Genomic DNA, 17,061 nt, shown 5'->3' with positions numbered 1-17,061 from the left:
GCGGCCATGGTCCTCGACTTCTACTTTGATTTTGCCTCGGGCTATTCCTACTTTGCCGCCCGCCGCATCGAATGGCTGGCGGCAGCCAACGGCGCCACTGTGCGCTGGCATCCTGTGCTGCTGCCGGCGCTGACCCAGGTGACCGGCGTGCTGCCGTCGCCGGTGGTGCCGGTCAAATGGAAGTACGTCACGCGCGACATGCAGCGCACGGCGCAGGATGAGGCGATCCCCTTCAATCCTTCCAGCGCCTTCCCGCAAATGCTGATGGCGCCGGGAAGGGCCATGCTGTGGGTGCGCGCCAACCATGGCGACGATGCGGCGGTGTCGTTTGCCCGCACCTGCTTCCAGGCCTATTATGCCGACGGCGTGGACATCGCCGACAAGGCGGTGCTGCTGGGGATAGCGGAAAGCCAGGGCATCGACGGCTCGGCCTTCCTGGGGGGCATGGAAGACCCGGCGATCAAGGCCCAGTTCAAGCAGGGCAATGAGGATGCGCTGGCCAAGGGCGTGTTCGGCGTGCCCTTCGTGCTGGCGGACGGCGAGCCGTTCTGGGGCTACGACCGCTTCCCGCACCTGGAGCGCTGGCTGGCAGCGTCGCGTCGCGCAGCGTGAGGGGGGCGTGACGGAAGCGTGACTTTAGCGGGCAGTTTGTCTATGCTTGCCCGCATGAACCTCAAACATCTCGCCTATGCGATGGCGCTTGCAGCGATGGCACATCCGGCCATGGCGGCGCCGCAGGCCGACGAGCCGCCGTACGCAGTGATCGACTGGCCCAACAAATTGAACCCGGACGTCGTCACGCTTGGCAATGACGACTTCCTGCTGCTGACGGATAAGGCTTTCGCGGTGTGGAATGCGCTCACGCGGCAGATGGCGGCGGCAAAGGGCTGGCCTCGCCATACCTCGATCGAAGGAAGCTGGAGCAGGCTTGGGAATGGCACGGTGGTCGCCGGCGGTTCGCACACCGACGATACCGACCAGCCTTTCGCCTCGCTGGCCTGGTGGAACCCGGAATCGCGCAGCTTTGCGCCGCCGCTGGTGCTGCCCCTTGGCACGGTCATGCGGCGGCTCATTTCCATCGATCCGCAACTGGCGCTGGCGTGCATGCGAACCGGTAAGGAGGAGGGGGGCCAGCCTGCGCCAAGCCGCGCCATGCTGCTGCGCGTCAGCGGAGGAGCGCTGAAGCAGGAGCCGGTGTCGCCGGCCACACGCGCAGCATTGCTGGCAGCCGGCGTCCGGGGCAAGGTCGATGATGTGGAACTCGGGCCGGCGCCGGCCATCCCGCTCAGCTTCGACACTGCCAGCTGCAACTGGACGATGGCGTCGCCGCCGAAGGAATATGCCAAGGACGCATCGCGAGGATTCCAGCGCCGACTCCTGCCGGGCGGGACGCTGGTCGCTGTGCCCGATCACAGCGACTGGCCGCTCCGCTGGGATGCGCGCAAGGCAGCATGGATTTCGATCGCGGACGCTGGCGCCCGGATGGGCATCGGCGGCAGCTATGCCAACTTCGGCGATCACGATCAGCTGGTGACCGCCAACGACAGTTCCGTCCAATGGTTCGACCCGGCGGCGCAGCGCCTTGTTTCGATCAGGCGCTTGCCCCATACCTATATTCCCATCCTGGCACCTTTGAGCGACGGCGGGATCGTGGTCTTCCTGCGCGAGAACGGCAAGGTGTTGCGCCTGCCGCCCATCAAGTCATCCCCCTGATCGTTTATGAGCAAATCCATTTTGACTGGCCTGGGCCTGGTGCTCGCCTGCGCTGCCGGCGGCGCAGCGGCGTCCAGCGATGACGGTGCATCGCGCCTGCAGCCGCTGAGCAAAGAAGAATTCTCTGCCGTCATGGCGGAAGCGCGTCGCCGTTACCGCCGCGAAGATCCGGCCGGCCAGCCATGGGAGTTCCTTGACCGGGAAAAACTGCCCCGATTGCTGGACATGCCGGAATTCGCGGCCACATTCTGGACCTTGAAGCAGCCGCTGATTGATCAGGCCGGCGCTTGGGACTACTTCCGGCTCGAGTCGCCTTCCAGGGCCCAGGCCGTATGGGCACGCATCCTGCCGGAAGAGCGGATCAACGATCCTGTGCGGGAAGGACAGCGTTCGGCCGAAAGCCTGCATGTCTATTATGCGGACGAAAAATGGGGCAAGGAAGCGGGCGCACAAATCGCTTTCCTGCGATGCCTTCCTGCCGCGGCCTGGCGTGTCAAGCACATGGAACCGTTGGTCTGGGGGATGAAGAATGCGGATTGGCGGGCCGGCGCGGGCCTGGATTTTCGGCAGTGCGTGCGCAAACAGCGTGAAGAAGTAGGCGGGATCAGTGAAACTTCGCCGGAAACCGCACGCGGCCTGGCATCGGCCGCCATTATCGAAGACAGGTTGAGCAAATTCCTGCTGTCGAACGGCTGCCAGCGCAAAGGGCCCGATAGCTGCGTGCATCTTCTGCCGGCACTGGTCGAGCTGAATCCGCATCATGCCCAGTTGCCACGCATCCTGCAAAAGCTTGAGCCTTACTTTTTCCCGCGAGTGCAGGATACGTCGCTTGACGAACGCGAGGCCGCATTCCTGCAGCTGGTTTACCTGACTGCGAAAGTGCCGGCGCTGCTGGATCATCCTCAGGCGTGGCCTGCCGGAGAAATGGAACGCTTGCTGGCGAAGACGGTGGCGCTGGATCTGCTGCTGGCGAATCCCCAGGGCTACAACCCGTTCAGCCCGGCGGGCAAACGGATCGTGTCGCCCTGGATGGCACTGGCCGCGATGCAGCCATCGCCTCAGGCGCAACCGGCGGCGTTGCAACAACTGGGCCGGGAAAGCGCCTCGAGCAAGGGTTGCCTCCTGTCTACGGAACAAATGCTGGAACTGCCCGCTCCTCTGCTACTGGGTTATGCACTGGGCAAGCTTGAACGGGAGCAGACCAGCTGTCGTGCCCTCGAGAATGTGAAAGGCCTGTCGGAAAGCTATGTGCAGGCCGCTACGCAGCAAGCGCTGGCGCCGTTGGAAAGCTTGCTGGCGTTCATTGCTACACCGGGTCCCGCACGCGACGAAGTGAGGCAAGCGCTGGGCGCGAAGTGCGGCGACAGCCCTGCCAACGATTTGTGGAATGTGTGCCGTCAACTGGCCGAGGAAAAAGCAGCCTTCCTGGCAGCGGAACGCAAGCAGCAGGAAATCGAAGCAGCGGAAGAGAAGAGCAGGCTGGCGCGCGAAAAGCAGGACCTGGTCGAGCGCCAGGTATGCAGCGAACAGATGATCGAATTGGCTGGCGACTTCCTGCGCAAGAGACGGAAACGCCAGCTCACCGAAGGCGTCGCCAGTGCATGCAAGGCCTGGCCAGGCAAGGAACCTTATACGCTGGGCGTCTTCATTTACGAGGGGCAGAAAGAAGAACAAAAGCAGATGCTCGTCACCTTGATCGACCCGGCGCAAGGCAAGGTAATCGCCAGCTACTGGACGTTGGTGGAGGTAGACGCGGTCACGCGTTATGTCGATGGAATCAAGTTCGACACGGCACGCTATTTTGTGCAGCCAGGGTTGCGCGCATTCGGCATCGACGTCGCCACGTACAGCCCGCGCTCTGCGGAAGGCGGCTACGGGCCGATGCGCACGCTGTACGTGCGCGAGGGGGCTGCCATCCGGCCGATCCTGTCCGACATGGCGGTTTCGTCCTGGCGCTACCTGCCGGGCAGGGCGCCGTGGGAAACCGGCAATAGCGAGAACCCGGACCGTGAGCCTGCAACCGAGACCTTCAGCTACGCCATCGGCATTGCCGGCACGCGCAGCAACGGCTACGCGGACTTGCTCATCACGCGCAGTTCCGACCAGCCAAAGGTCAAGGCCACAACGCAGTTGTTGCGCTACGACGGCAAGCACTATCCGGCGCCACAGCAGATGGACTAGCAAAGGGATGACCATGGATTTCAAACGCACCGTGTGTACGGCAACCCTTGCCATGCTGGCGCTGCCATCGATCGCCGCAGAACGCGACCCGGCCTGCAGCGAGCAGCTGCAAGAACTTGCCGGCAGCTTCCTCCAGGCGAACGGAAGACGCCAGGAGAGCGAAGACGACAGGCCGGCCATTTCCAGCGCCTGCAAGCCATGGCCCGGAAAAGAATCCTACACGCTGGGTGTGTTCGTGTACGACGGCATTGCGCAAGATACGAGGCGTATTCTTGTTGCCCTGCTCGACCAGCCGCGCAGCACGGTAGTCGCCAGTTATTGGGCTGCCGTGCCGAGCGATGCCATTGAGACCTATCGCGAAGGGATCAGGATCGATACCGCCCGCTATCAGCTGCAGCCGGGCCTGCGCGCGTTCGGCGTCGATTTCAACACGACTGAGCCGCGCTACCAGTATGGCGGCTATGGTCCGATGCGCACGCTGTATGTGCGCGAGGGGGAGGCGATCCGTCCTGTCCTTTCAGGCATGGCGATTGCGAGCTGGCGCTTGCTGAACGACCCATGGGAGAAGGGCGCGGAAGAAGATGGCCCTGCACCCGAAATCGAAAGGTTCAACTCCACCATAGCCATCGCTTCCACGCGCAGCAAGGGCTATGCAGACCTGCTGGTCACGCGCAAGTCCGACCAGCCTGGCGCGAAACCCACGACGCAGTTGCTGCACTACGACGGCAGGCAGTACCCGACGCCGCAGGAGTAGCCTACTGCGCCACGTCAACCCATTGCGCACCGGTCAGGGCGGCCATGCGCTCGGGGCAGATGCGCACTGCGGCATTGATTGCGCCGCCGGCAGGGAGTACTTCCTTGTAGCTGCGCAGCGACACATCGCAATAGACCGGAATCGGACCCGGCAGGCCGAAAGGACAGACGCCGCCGACCGGGTGCCCGGTCAGCGCTTCCACTTCTTCCGCACCCAGCATGCGTGCGGTGGCGCCGAAATGGGCCTTGAACTTCTTGTTATCCAGCCGCGCATCGCCGCGTGTCACCACCAGGACGACGCCGTCCTTCATGCGCAGCGAAAGGGTCTTGGCGATCTGGCCCGGCTCGACGCCGTGCGCGGCCGCGGCCAAGGCCACGGTCGCGGTGCTTTCCGCCAGTTCGATGACTTCCAGGTCCGGCGCGTGCTGCGCCAGGAAGTGTTTGACGGAATGCAGGCTCATTATTTCTTCTTCAGCAGGGGACCGAGATATTTGCCGGTCACGCTGGCCGGGTTGGCCGCCACTTCCTCCGGCGTGCCGCTGGCGATGATCTGGCCGCCGCCGGCGCCGCCCTCTGGACCGAGGTCGACGATCCAGTCGGCAGTCTTGATCACGTCGAGGTTGTGCTCGATGATGACCAGGGTGTTGCCGTGGTCGCGCAGGCGGTGGATCACCTTCAGCAGCAGGTCGATATCGTGGAAGTGCAGGCCGGTGGTCGGCTCGTCCAGGATGTACAGCGTGCGGCCCGTATCGCGCTTGGACAGTTCCAGCGACAGCTTGACGCGCTGCGCCTCGCCGCCGGACAGCGTGGTGGCGCTCTGCCCCAGCTTGATGTAGCCCAGGCCTACGTCGAGCAGGGTTTGCAGCTTGCGCGCGATGACCGGCACGGCCTTGAAGAATTCGTGTGCATCTTCCACCGTCATGTCCAGCACTTCGGTGATGCTCTTGCCCTTGTAGTGGACTTCCAGCGTCTCGCGGTTATAGCGCTTGCCGTGGCAGACGTCGCAGGGCACGTACACGTCCGGCAGGAAGTGCATTTCGACCTTGATCACGCCGTCGCCCTGGCAGGCTTCGCAGCGGCCGCCCTTGACGTTGAAGGAGAAACGGCCGGCCGAGTAGCCGCGCTCTTTCGCGACAGGCACGGTGGCGAACAGGTCGCGGATCGGCGTGAACAAGCCGGTGTAAGTGGCCGGGTTCGAACGCGGGGTGCGGCCGATCGGCGCCTGGTCGACCGAGATCACTTTGTCGAAATGTTCCAGGCCGCTGATGGAGTCGTGCGGTGCCGGTTCGGTCTGGGAGCCGAACAGGTGGCGCGACAGGGCCGGGTACAGGGTGTCGTTGACCAGGGTCGATTTGCCGGAACCGGACACGCCGGTCACGCAAGTCATCAGGCCGACGGGGAGCGACAGGTTGACCTTCTTCAGGTTGTTGCCGGTAGCTCCGGTGATGGTCAGCTGGCGCTGCGGATCGGCCACGTGGCGCTTCTTCGGCACGGCGATCTGCAGCTTGCCGCTCAGGTATTGCGCGGTCAGCGATTCCTTCGACTTCAGAATGTCCTTCAGCGGGCCGGCGGCGATCACGTCGCCGCCATGCACGCCGGCGCCCTTGCCCATGTCGACCACGTAGTCGGCGGTGCGGATCGCGTCTTCATCGTGCTCCACCACCAGCACCGAGTTGCCGATGTCGCGCAGGTGTTTCAGGGTGTCGATCAGGCGGTCGTTGTCGCGCTGGTGCAGGCCGATGGACGGCTCGTCCAGCACGTACATCACGCCGGTCAGGCCGGAGCCGATCTGCGACGCGAGGCGGATACGCTGTGCTTCGCCGCCCGACAAGGTATCGGCGCTGCGTTCCAGCGACAGGTAATCCAGGCCCACGTTGTTCAGGAAGGTCAGGCGCGACACGATTTCCTTGATCACGCGGTCGGCGATGTCCTTCTTCGCGCCCTTCAGCTTCAACTGCTCGAAGTAGGACAGGGTATCGCGCAGCGGCTTGTCGGCGATCTGGTAGATCGCGCGCTCCTGCTTGCCGGTGCCGATCTTCACGTGGCGTGCTTCCACGCGCAGGCGGGCTCCTTCGCAGCTCGGGCACTTCTTCTCGTTGATGAACTTCGCCAGTTCTTCCTTCACCGCCATCGAATCGGTTTCGCGGTAGCGGCGCTGCAGGTTGTTGACGATGCCTTCGAAGGTATGTTCCTTGACCACGGCCTTGCCGCGTTCATTCATGTAGGTGAACGGGATGGCGGTCTTGCCGGAGCCGTGCAGGACCACGTCCTGCGCTTTCGCCGGCAACTGCTCGAACGGGGTGTCGAGGTCGAAATCGTAGTACGCCGCCAGCGCAGCCAGCATCGAGTAGTAGAACTGGTTGCGGCGGTCCCAGCCCTTCACCGCGCCGGAAGCCAGCGACAGGTTGGGGAAGGCGACGATACGGCGCGGGTCGAAGAACTCGATATGGCCCAGGCCATCGCACTCGGGGCAGGCGCCCATCGGGTTGTTGAAGGAGAACAGGCGCGGCTCCAGCTCCTGCAGCGAATAGCCGCAGGTGGTGCAGGCGAACTTGTTCGAGTAAATATGCTCGGCGCCGGAATCCATTTCGTAAGCTATGGCGCGGCCGTCGGCCAGGCGCAGCGCGGTTTCGAACGATTCGGCCAGGCGCTGCTTGATCTCCGCATTCACCTTGACGCGGTCGATCACCACGTCGATGGTGTGCTTCTCGGTCTTCTTCAGCTTTGGCAGGTCGTCCACTTCATAGATCTTGGCCTCGTGGGTGCCGCTCTGCACGCGGAAGCGCACGAAGCCCTGGGCCTGCATGGCCTCGAAAAGGTCGACGTGCTCGCCTTTGCGGTTGGCCACCACCGGCGCCATGATCATCAGCTTGGTGCCTTCGGGCATGGCCAGCACGGCATCCACCATCTGCGATACCGATTGCGCGGCCAGCGCGTGGTCCGGGTGGTTGATGCAGTACGGGGTGCCGACGCGGGCGTATAGCAAACGCAGGTAGTCGTGGATCTCGGTCACGGTGCCCACGGTCGAACGCGGATTGTGCGAGGTGGCCTTCTGCTCGATCGAGATTGCGGGCGACAAGCCTTCGATCATGTCCACGTCAGGCTTTTCCATCAACTGCAGGAACTGGCGCGCGTAGGCCGACAGCGACTCGACGTAGCGGCGCTGGCCTTCAGCGTACAGGGTGTCGAACGCCAGCGACGACTTGCCGGAGCCGGACAGGCCGGTGATCACGATCAGCTTGTTGCGTGGCAGGTCGAGGTTGATGTTTTTCAGGTTGTGCGTGCGCGCACCGCGGATGCGGATTTCTTCCATGCGTGGATACCTTTCGGGGTCAGCCCGATACTATAGCGTCGAATGAATTCTTGCGCCGCGCCCCGGATACACCAAGCCCAGCGTCAAATACTGTACATATTACCAGTATTTGGGCGGTACGTCAGGTAGCCCATGACGGCGTTGCTGATCGACGCTTCGATGTCGGCCATGTCGAAGCCCGGCGCCTCGATGACGGCCGCGTGCACCATCGATTCCATGATCTGCAAGACAACCCAGGTGGCCATGTCGAGGTTGGGGGGCACGATGTCGGCCCGCCAGTCCTCCAGCAGGGCGCGCACGCGCTTGAAGATGCCCTGGTCGGCCTCGTTTTCCGACTGCGGCGCGTCGAAGTAGGGAAATTGCAGCTCCAGCATCTTGTGCAGGTCGGGCTCCAGCAGGTGGGCAGCCAGCAGCGCCCGCACCAAGGCGCCGATGTGCCCTGCCAGCGTCGGCTCGTAAGGCTTTGCCAATACTTCTTCCACGGTCTGCTGCACCTGCTCCGCGTGGCGCTGGTGCAAGGCCGCGATCAACGCATCCTTGTTCTTGAAGTACTGGTAGAGCGAGCCGATGCTGATGCCGGCCTTCTCTGCGATCAGGTTGGTGTTGGTTCCGGCGTAGCCATGCTCGGAAAAAATGCGAGCCGTCGCCTCCAGGATCACCTCCACGGTGGCTCGGGAACGCGCCTGGCGCGGGGCTTTGCGGGGTTGCGGGATGTCGACCATGGGCGTTTCCGAATGCGAGTTTTCGCGGGATGTTGTTGATTTTAAAATTTTGGCTGTATGTGAGCAAATGCTCGCATTCTCGGAATTCATTGTCAACTATGAAAGCTTTTATATGAGCCCGCCTAAAGATTTCGCTTCTCCCGCCCCGACCGCTGCTACGCAGGCCGTCAATGTAGTACCCAGGATTTTCCCTATCGTGCTGGCGGTTTTCGCCAGCTTCCTCGCCATCGGCATCGCCCTTCCGGCGCTCCCGCTGCACGTGCATGACCGGCTCGGCCTCAGCACGTTGATGGTCGGTGTGGTGGCCGGCGCCCAGTTCGTCGCGGCCCTGCTGACCCGCGCTTGGGCCGGTGGCCTGTGCGACACCCGCGGCTCCAAGCGCGCCGTGATGACAGGCTTCGCCCTGGCCGTTGCCTCCGCGCTGGCTTACCTGGCGTCGCTCTCCATGGTCGACCAGCCGGAAGCATCCGTCGCAGTGCTGATCGCCGGCCGCATCCTGCTGGGCGGCGCCGAAAGCCTGGTCGTCACGGGCGCCTTGAGCTGGGGTGTCGGCCTGGCCGGCCCGCAAAACGCAGGCAAGGTCATGGCTTGGGTCGGCATTGCAATGTACGGCGCCTACGCCGCTGGCGCGCCGGCCGGAATGGCGCTATACCAGCATGCCGGCTTCCACGGTATCGCGTTTGCCGGCATGCTGGCCCCGGTGCTGGCGCTGCTGGTGTTGGCCGGCATCAAGGGCCTGCCGTCAGCCAGCGCGCGCCGTATCCCGTTCTACAAGGTGCTGGGCGCCGTGTGGTGGCCGGGCATGGGGCTGGCGTTTTCCAGCGTCGGCTTCGGTGTCATCACCGCCTTTATCTCGCTGCTGTTCACGGCCAAGGAGTGGGGCAGCCCATCGCTAGCCTTCACCGCCTTCGGCATTGCCTTCATCGGCGCCCGCCTGCTGTTTGGCCATCTGCCGGACAGGATCGGCGGTGCGCGCGTGGCCTTGGTGTGTGTGCTGATCGAAGCGGCCGGTCAATTGTGTATCTGGCAAGCGGCGGCACCCCTGCTGGTGTATGCGGGAGCCGCGCTGACCGGCTTTGGCTACTCGCTGGCCTTCCCCGGTTTCGGCGTGGAAGCGGTCAAGCGCACCCCGCCGCAAAGCCGCGGCGCGGCGATGGGCGCCTATGTCGCTTTCCTCGATATTTCGCTAGGCCTGACCGGTCCGCTGGCCGGCGCCCTGGCTGGCCAGCACGGCGTCAGCGCCGTGTACCTGGCCGGCTGCGGCGCCGTTTCCTGCGCCCTGGTGATCGCCCTGCGCCTGCTGAAGCCCTCACGCGCTAACCCGACAACAAATTGAGCTGCGTCAGTCCTTGCGATATTTGAGGGACTATTAATTTAGGGTAAACTCCGTTGTTTTGGGGCTGTCCGAAACGGCCCCCACATTCCTTCAGGAGTTTCATAAATGGCATCAGTCAACAAAGTGATCATCGTCGGCAATCTGGGTCGCGATCCGGAAATCCGCTACATGCCTAGCGGTGACGCGATTGCCAACATCGCCGTGGCTACCTCGTATCGTTCGAAAGACCGCAACACCGGCGAACAGAAAGAGCTGACCGAGTGGCACCGTATCTCCTTCTTCGGCCGCCTGGCTGAAATCGTCGGCCAGTACCTGAAAAAGGGTTCTTCTGTCTACGTGGAAGGCCGCCTGCAGACCCGCAAGTACACCGACAAGGACGGCATCGAAAAATACGCCACCGACATCATTGCTGAAAACATGCAGATGCTGGGCGGCCGCGGCGATACCGGCGGCGGCATGGGTGGCGGCATGGGCGGTGGCGACGACATGGGCTACGACGCTCCTGCTCCACGCCAGGCACCACGTCCACAGGCAGCTCCGGCACCGGCTCCACGTCCGGCACCACGCCCAGCACCGAACTTCTCGGATATGGATGACGATATTCCGTTCTAAGGATGGCCAGCAGTCCTGGTGTAAGGAATCCCTGCAACTGATCCAGGTTGCAGGGATTTTTTGTTCTTGAGGCCCCTTTATCCTGTACCGGAACAGCCTTGATGAGAAAGATTGCAATTCCCCTGTTTTTAATCGTCGTCGTGGTGTATGCCGGCTTCGCGCTGTGGGTGCTTCCAGCCGATGGCATCAGCAAGCTCGGCGTAGGTGAGCGTGGGCAGATCGGCGATACCTTTGGCGCCCTGAATGCATTGTTCTCAAGCCTGGGTTTTGCCGGCATCCTGCTCACGCTATATCTGCAGAAAAAAGACATGGCGATCCAGGCGACGAAAGACGACGAAGAAGTGGCAGAGCGTCGCTCCCTGTTCAATCTGGAGGCCAGCATCCAGGCGTATAGCCAGGCCCTCGGCCTTCTGCGTGATGGCAACAACCACCGCGCGACCTGGATCCGTGCAGCCAGGATTCTGAAGCACGGAAAGGTCCTGGCGGCTGCCGTCACAGTGGATGCGCATAAGCGGGCGCTCGAGTTGCGTTTGCTGGACTATCGGTCGGAATTCCGTGACATTCTTGAGCATAAGCCTGCAGAGTTCTTTTACGGCGTCGCCCCCCACTATTACGAGCTGGGGTTGGACCGCGTGGCAGCGCTGGCTTCTCAGCCGAACGCAGACGAACCGGGCCACGCGATGACTGCAACGAGATGGCTCGACGAAAAGTCAGTCTATGCTGTCCTGGAGGCGTCGCAATGGCCGGAAGACTATCAAGACCCCTTGTGCGATGACCTGCCGGGGGACATGGATATCGAGGAGAAGACCTTCTTCGCACAAGGCCTCGCCAGATACATGGAGCACCGGCAGCAATGGCACTCCATTGCCGGTAGCCTGAGCCCGCGCAACCCGTAGCGGCAACTGGGCTGGCTGCGCCCAACGGCATCCGCTAGTTCAGCGAGCTGAGTGATAAGCCTCATCGAGCGGAGAGAAGCCAGTTCTTGCCGCAGTCTCATATGCATGCGTTTTCAACGCCGACCTTCAGGAATGAGTATTCTGGCGGGCCGCGACTTGGGCGTTCTCGAAGACATCTGATAACCAAGGTGCAGTTCTGTAGGACTGGAGATCGGGAACGAAGATATCGACGTCTTTGCTGAACAGGTGACCATACCGGAGCATGAGGACGGTCCCGCCGCCGAAAGTCCAAAACGGGTTCGCGTAGCCATGCGCTGCAATCTCGTCGATCGCGATCAGCGCCTTCTTGAAAAGAGACTCCCAAGTGTCTGGAAGTCCACCCTGGTTCAACGCTGCCAAACTTCCCGACATACATGCCATTCCTTCGCAAGGCGCTGCAGTTTTTTCATCAGATTTGCTCCGAGAAACCCCGTCTGAGGGCGGGAGTGAAAGGAGCCGGCCGCAACGCGGGCGCTCGCCTTGAGATTAGTGAGATACTGTATAAAATTACAGTATGATTCTCGTCTACCGTTTCCGTGTGAAATCGAAAAACGGGCTGCTTGATCTGCAAGCCCGTAAGGTGAATTTCGTCTGGAACTACTGCAATGATCGGCAGAAAGATGCCTTGCGATTTGAGCGCCCTTGGCTGACCGGCTTCGACTTGAACAAGCTGACTACCGGCAGCAGCAAAGAATTGGAGCTGCACTCTGGTGTGATCAATGCCGTATGCGAACAATTTGCCAAATCGCGTGCCCAACACCGCCGGCCGTATTTGCGTTACCGCGGCCGAAGGTCCTTGGGCCGGGTTCCGCTCAAAGGACGTGACCTGCACAGGGAAGGCAACGCGTTTCGCTTTGCAGGCAATACGTTCCGGGTGTTTTACTCTCGCCCTCTTCCTGAAGGGAAAATCAAGGATGGCAGTTGCTTTGCGCAAGACAGTCGCGGGAACTGGTTCCTCAATATTGCGATCGAGGTAGCCGAGCCGCCGGTCCGGCCACTCGACCACGGTGTCGGTATCGATCTTGGCTTGAAGGATCTCGCTACCCCGTCCGAGGGAGAAAAAATTCCGGCGCCGGGCTTTTATCGTGAGGCGGAAGCGGCGCTGGCAATAGCGCAGCGAGCCCACAAGCGGCGCCGCATCAAAGCCATCCAGGCGCGCACGGCGCGGCGTCGACTGGACTTCTTGCATAACAGGTCGGTGGAACTTGCCCGCGCCTTCGACCATATTGCTGTTGGCAATGTCAATGCCAGTGGACTCGCCCAAACCAGCCTGGCGAAGTCCGTGCTTGATGCAGGCTGGTCGTCCTTCCGTAAGATGCTGGCGTACAAGGCCATGAGGCATGGCGCGCGGTACGTGGAAGTGGACGAACGCTTTACCACCCAGACCTGCTCGAATTGTGGTGCACTGCCCGATTCGAGGCCGAAGGGTATCGCAGGCCTTGGAATAAGAGAGTGGGAATGCAGCGAATGCGGTGTGGTACATGATCGTGATCGTAATGCTGCGTTAAACATTCTCCGTCGCGGACGTGCGACGCTGGAAGCAGGAATCCCCGTCCTTTAGGGCGGGGAGGACGTCAAGATCTTGCTCGAAGGTGCATCAGCGCTTGCAGCTTCGGTGACGGCCTTGACCATCACCGGCAACGGCGCCTCTTCAAGGAGCGCCATGATGTGCGGCCGAAACTTAGGGGGAACCTCACCTGTCCGCAGGACCGCAGCCAATTCGCTGGCCGTGAGAACCTCGCGGTAACTGGTGCTTGCGCTCTTGGCAGCGATGGCCAGGCCGCTCTTCAGGCCCGTGGACTCTTGCGGGCCTGATCACCTTCCAAGTCACGGCGGCAACGGTGCGGGCCCGGCCCGCGCCCGCATGCTATAGTCGAAAAGATAACATTTCTTTTTGGTAATAGACTCATGCGCCGCCTCGACTTCGCCGATAACAGCTCCTTACCGCCCTGGTTTGCACAGGATGTGCCGGTCTCGCTTTCTCCTGAAATGGCCGCTGCGGCCTTGCCTTCGCGCCGTTTCCCGAAAGCGGTGCCGGAGGCGGATGCGCAAGCGGCCTTGCTGCGCTTGGGTGAAATCGAAAAACCGGATCTGGCTGCCACGGATGCCGATCTGCGTTTGGACTTTTCGGACGCGTGGATGTGCACGCTCACCGGTTCGCTGGATGGCTCGCTGCTGTCGCATGCGATCTTGCTGGCGCTGGCCAACGATCCCGCCTACGGCGCACAGAACAAGGGCGAAGCGCCGCTGGGCGAGCGCATGCTGGACGCCCTGGCCAGCCACAAGGGCCTGGAATACTGTGTCGATGCCTTCATCGAGATGCAAGGCTTGCAGGTGAAGCTGTCGCACAAGGAGTACAAGAACTGGCAGGCCGGCGTCACGCGCAAGGTAACCCGGGAACTCGGCGACCGCTATCCCCTGTCGCCCGTCGAAGTTGCCATGCGGCGGCAGTTGTCGTCGGCGCCGGAGCCGGTATGGCAAGCCTGTGCGGACAAGATCGAAAGCGCGATCCCGAACGTTCCAGCCATGCGCCGGGCCGGCCTTGCGGCGCAATTGCCGGAGCGCCCGGAGGTGTCGAACCGGCTGATGCACACGCTCACCAAGGGCAAGGCCTCCGCCTCCCTGCCCGTGCTGCTGCTGACGGCCACCGATCCTGCGCTGCACGGCATGCTGGGCAGTGAACTGATCGAAGAAGACCGCTGGGCTTCAGGCTTGATGCTGGTGGCCAGCGTCGTGCAGGAACAGGGTGTGGACGCGCTTCCTGTCCTGGAACTGGTCGCGAGCAGCGCCGCAGCCACCATCGCCCTGAGCCAGATCGGCACGCCGGAGGCAATCAAACTGCTGGCGGAAGTGTATTGCGCCACGCCGGCGCGGTCCGGCATTTCCGACGACATGATGTGGTGGCTCGCTGATCGCAAGACGGCGCTTCGGCATCTGACCGCAGCGCTCAAGCAATGGCCGCTTGCGAGCATTGCGGCCCTGGCCGAGCTGGGCGGCTTGCGCGGCAAGGATGGCGACATGCTGCAGGCGGAACTGGCAAAGCTGGTGCGGGCGAATGCGGGACACGTGTCGCAACTGCTGCCCTGGGTCAGCCCCGCCGCGCAGGCGGTGTTGCAACGCCTTGGCGAGCAATCCGGATCGGCGGTGCCGGTGGCGGCGCAGGCCGACCTGCCGGGCGTATTGGCTGATCCGCCCTGGCTGCGGCCACGAAAGAAGGCCGCCGCTGCGCTGGCCGTGCTGCCTTTGCCCGTGGCGCCAATCGAGCGATGGGATGGCATCGACCGCGAACAATGGGCATCGCTGGACCGCTGGCAGCAGAAGGACTTCGACAAGGCGCGCAAGGACACCGCCGTGCTGGTGGATGCCCTGGGCTTCTGCCGCAATCCGGGACATGCCGGCGACGAGGCGCGCCGCATGGCTGCACAGGCCATTGCCAACGCGGACAGCGAGGAGCTGGCCGAGGCCTGGCAGCTCTATCGGCAAGGCGACCAGCGGGCAACGCTCTCGACGCGCTTCCTGACCTTGCTGCCGGGGGACATGGGCGTCGAAACCTGGAACAGGCTGGCCGGCGAGGCGGAGCCTTATGGCGTGGACTACCTGCTTAGCCAGTTCGGCCTGGCGGCGGCGCCCGGCTTTGCGGCAATGATGCGCGACAGCGTTGACAAGATGCTGCCGCTGGCGCCATGCCTCGGTGCGGTGGAACTCGCGGCGCCGGTTGCGCGCGCCGCGGCCAAGCTCAAGAAGCTGCAGGACGAGGCGCGCCGCTGGCTGTTGCGTTTTCCTGAACATGCCATCGCCGGCCTGATCGCCCCTGCGATCGGCAAGGCGGGCGCGGCGCGCAGTAGTGCATTGTCGGCGCTGCGCTTCCTGCGCGGCCACGGTTATGAGTCGCTGATTGTCGGCATGAGTTGGCGCTACGAAGATCCTGCGGTTGCCGAGGCAGTGCGCGCCATGCTGGACGAAGACCCGCTCGAGTGCCTTCCGGCCAAATTGCCCAAGCTGCCCGATTTCTGGACGCCGCTGGGCTGGCGCCGTCCGCTGCTGAACGGCACCGCCGGTGCCGTGCCGGACGCAGTGCTCGATCACATCGGCACCATGCTGGCCTTGCCGACCGTGGACGGCGTGTACGCCGGCATTGCGCAGCTCAAGGAGGCTTGCACGCCCGAGTCCCTGGCGAACTTCAGCTGGGATTGTTTTACCGCCTGGCTGAGCGCAGGCGGGCCTGCCAAGGAAAGCTGGGCCCTGTCGGCCCTGGGATGGCTGGGCAACGACGACACGGCGCGCCGGCTCACCCCTTACATCCGCGCCTGGCCGGGAGAAGCGGCGCATGCGCGCGCGGTGGCCGCACTGGACGTGCTGGCCGATATCGGCACCGACGTCGCACTGCTGCTGCTGAACGACATTGCACAAAAGTTGAAGTTCACGGGACTGCTGGTCAAGGCACGCGAAAAGATCGACCAGATCGCGGAGAACCGCGGCCTGTCGAGGGAGGAGCTGCAAGACCGGTTGGCGCCCGTCCTGGGCCTGGACGACAATGGCAGCATGCTGCTGGACTTCGGCCCGCGCCAGTTCCGCGTCGGCTTCGACGAAATGCTGAAACCTTATGTTCGCGACAGCGACGGCACGCGCCTGAAGGACCTGCCCAAGCCGAAAAAGACCGACGACGAAGCGCAGGCCGCCGACGCGGTCGAGCGCTTCAAGGCACTGAAGAAGGACGTCCGCACCGTCGCCAGCCAGCAGTTGCTGCGCCTGGAGCAAGCCATGTGCAGCGGCCGCCGCTGGCGCCCCGAGCACTTCGGCCAGTTCCTTGCCGGCCATCCGCTGGTGCGGCACCTGGTGCAGCGCCTGGCCTGGGGCGTCTACGTCCAGGAAGAAGGAAAGGCCGGCGGCGGGAAGCTGCTGCATTGCTTCCGTGTGTCTGCAGAAGGCAGCTATACGGACGCGGACGATAACCCGATCGCGCTGCCGGAAGGCGAGCTTATTTACGTCGGCTTGCCGCACCCGCTCGACATGCCGCAGCAGGATGTTGTGCAATTCGGACAGTTGTTTGCCGATTACGAGCTGCTGCAACCTTTCGCCCAGCTTGGGCGCGATACCTACCGGCTCGAAGCCGGGGAGCATTCCGCCACCGCGCTGGAACGCTGGAAAGGCAAGGTGGTCGCCACCGGCCGCGTGCTCGGCCTGGCAAGCAGGGGCTGGCGCCGCGGATCGTCCATGGACGGCGGCGGCGTTTCGTACTTCAGCAAGCCGGTTGCCGGCGCCAGGGTGGTCGAACTGATGCTCGATCCGGGCATCATCGTCGGCCTGGCCGACGAATATCCGGAGCAGACGCTTGGCGCCGTCACGATGCGGAATGGCAGCATGGCCAGCCTCGATCCCGTCAGCGCCAGTGAGCTGGTGCGGGACATGGAGTCCTTGTTAACCTGAGCGGCCGCGTGGTAAAGTCAAAATTACAAGTTTCCTTTAGGTAATTGAACTTTCATGCACGGTAATGAG

General features: G+C 63.0%; 13 protein-coding genes. 9 read left to right on the top strand and 4 right to left on the bottom strand.

All coding sequences use genetic code 11. The features are described 5' to 3' along the window. Positions 1–6 precede the first annotated feature (6 nt). Genes ACN9MW_RS00385 through ACN9MW_RS00370 form a run of 4 tightly spaced genes read left to right on the top strand, consistent with a single transcriptional unit; the run spans position 7 to position 4,648 of the window. Positions 7–612, top strand: coding sequence for a 2-hydroxychromene-2-carboxylate isomerase (locus tag ACN9MW_RS00385; protein ID WP_426166494.1), 606 nt, complete (start codon positions 7–9; stop codon positions 610–612). A gap of 54 nt (positions 613–666) precedes the next feature. Next, positions 667–1,713, top strand: a complete 1,047-nt coding sequence (locus ACN9MW_RS00380) for a hypothetical protein (RefSeq protein WP_426166492.1) — start codon at positions 667–669, stop codon at positions 1,711–1,713. 6 nt (positions 1,714–1,719) lie between these two features. Further along, complete coding sequence (locus ACN9MW_RS00375) at positions 1,720–3,894, top strand: hypothetical protein (protein WP_426166490.1); 2,175 nt, start codon at positions 1,720–1,722, stop codon at positions 3,892–3,894. Between the two features lie 13 nt (positions 3,895–3,907). Next, a complete protein-coding gene (locus ACN9MW_RS00370; RefSeq protein WP_426166488.1) occupies positions 3,908–4,648 on the top strand; it encodes a hypothetical protein in 741 nt (246 codons plus the stop codon). A 1-nt stretch (position 4,649) separates the two neighbouring features. Here ACN9MW_RS00370 and ACN9MW_RS00365 read toward each other — a convergent pair whose 3' ends face one another. From ACN9MW_RS00365 to ACN9MW_RS00355, 3 genes are all read right to left on the bottom strand, one after another. Further along, on the bottom strand, positions 4,650–5,108 hold the full coding sequence (locus ACN9MW_RS00365; protein ID WP_426166486.1) for a YbaK/EbsC family protein: 459 nt from the start codon (positions 5,106–5,108) through the stop codon (positions 4,650–4,652). Further along, positions 5,108–7,960 carry an excinuclease ABC subunit UvrA gene (gene uvrA, locus ACN9MW_RS00360; RefSeq protein WP_426166484.1) on the bottom strand — a complete coding sequence of 951 codons (2,853 nt, stop codon included), beginning with the start codon at positions 7,958–7,960 and terminating at the stop codon, positions 5,108–5,110. Before uvrA ends, ACN9MW_RS00365 begins: the two co-directional genes overlap by 1 nt. Positions 7,961–8,043: 83 nt before the next feature. Then, entirely contained in the window at positions 8,044–8,682 is a 639-nt protein-coding gene (locus ACN9MW_RS00355; protein WP_426166482.1) for a TetR/AcrR family transcriptional regulator, read from the bottom strand. 112 nt (positions 8,683–8,794) lie between these two features. Between ACN9MW_RS00355 and ACN9MW_RS00350 the strand changes: the two genes are divergently transcribed. The 3 genes from ACN9MW_RS00350 to ACN9MW_RS00340 all read left to right on the top strand — a co-directional run bounded on the left by ACN9MW_RS00350 (position 8,795) and on the right by ACN9MW_RS00340 (position 11,526). Further along, positions 8,795–10,018, top strand: a complete 1,224-nt coding sequence (locus ACN9MW_RS00350; RefSeq protein WP_426166480.1) for an arabinose transporter — start codon at positions 8,795–8,797, stop codon at positions 10,016–10,018. 105 nt (positions 10,019–10,123) lie between these two features. Beyond that, positions 10,124–10,630: a single-stranded DNA-binding protein gene (gene ssb, locus ACN9MW_RS00345; protein WP_130316421.1), complete on the top strand. Its 507-nt coding sequence runs from the start codon at positions 10,124–10,126 to the stop codon at positions 10,628–10,630. A gap of 101 nt (positions 10,631–10,731) precedes the next feature. Next, on the top strand, positions 10,732–11,526 hold the full coding sequence (locus tag ACN9MW_RS00340) for a hypothetical protein (protein WP_426166478.1): 795 nt from the start codon (positions 10,732–10,734) through the stop codon (positions 11,524–11,526). Positions 11,527–11,652: 126 nt separating this feature from the next. Here the strand turns inward: ACN9MW_RS00340 and ACN9MW_RS00335 are convergent, their stop codons facing one another. Continuing rightward, complete coding sequence (locus ACN9MW_RS00335; RefSeq protein ID WP_426166476.1) at positions 11,653–11,937, bottom strand: nucleotidyl transferase AbiEii/AbiGii toxin family protein; 285 nt, start codon at positions 11,935–11,937, stop codon at positions 11,653–11,655. Positions 11,938–12,079: 142 nt separating this feature from the next. Here ACN9MW_RS00335 and ACN9MW_RS00330 point away from each other — a divergent pair, with 142 nt between their 5' ends. Together ACN9MW_RS00330 and ACN9MW_RS00325 are read left to right on the top strand one after the other, a co-directional pair. Beyond that, entirely contained in the window at positions 12,080–13,126 is a 1,047-nt protein-coding gene (locus tag ACN9MW_RS00330; RefSeq protein ID WP_426166474.1) for an RNA-guided endonuclease InsQ/TnpB family protein, read from the top strand. Between the two features lie 347 nt (positions 13,127–13,473). Next, positions 13,474–16,992 (top strand): DUF4132 domain-containing protein, encoded by a 3,519-nt coding sequence (locus ACN9MW_RS00325; RefSeq protein WP_426166472.1) that lies wholly within the window; start codon positions 13,474–13,476, stop codon positions 16,990–16,992. The last annotated feature ends 69 nt before the right edge of the window (positions 16,993–17,061 follow it).

Origin of the sequence: Pseudoduganella sp. R-34 (assembly GCF_049904655.1) — a bacterium.
Taxonomy (GTDB): domain Bacteria; phylum Pseudomonadota; class Gammaproteobacteria; order Burkholderiales; family Burkholderiaceae_D; genus Rugamonas.
Note: the sequence above shows the minus strand (reverse complement) of the source record. Positions and strands in the feature narration are given on the sequence as shown.